Origin of the sequence: Cognatundibacterium luofuense, assembly GCF_018139685.1 — a bacterium.
GTDB lineage: Bacteria > Pseudomonadota > Gammaproteobacteria > Burkholderiales > Burkholderiaceae_D > Undibacterium > Undibacterium luofuense.
Map to the genome: position 1 here is coordinate 1 of NZ_JAGSPN010000236.1, position 390 is coordinate 390.

At 42.8% G+C, this 390-nt stretch carries 1 protein-coding gene; it reads right to left on the reverse strand.

What is annotated here, in order from left to right:
• Positions 1-390: substrate-binding periplasmic protein (locus KDM89_RS20200; RefSeq protein WP_212689659.1), on the reverse strand; the 390-nt coding region annotated here is incomplete at both ends.

Sequence of the window (390 nt, forward strand, 5' to 3'; positions counted from 1 at the left end):
TGATTGAGCAGGCGTTCCACTTCTTTGGCTTTTGCTGTTCCGGAACTGTGAAACATAGCGTCCATACTGCGCAAATAAAGTTTTTCACAGCGTTTCAGTAAGATGGGTGGATCGTTTTCTATTTTGAAAAGACGGGAAATTTTAGCCTGCTCAAATTCATCACCGTAAGTCGCACCAGCGACGACGCCTATTGTTTTTCCTTTCAGATCCTGCAAATCATTGAAGTTGAAACGCGCATCGCTACGCATCACCAGCCAGACGTAGTTGGCGTATACAGGCTTGGAAAAATACAGGTAGCTTTCGCGCTCTGCCGTTTTTGAAATATCGAATACCAAGCCCTCGCCTTTTTTTAGATTAGAAAAAATCCGATTAAAAGGGTAGAAATTAATC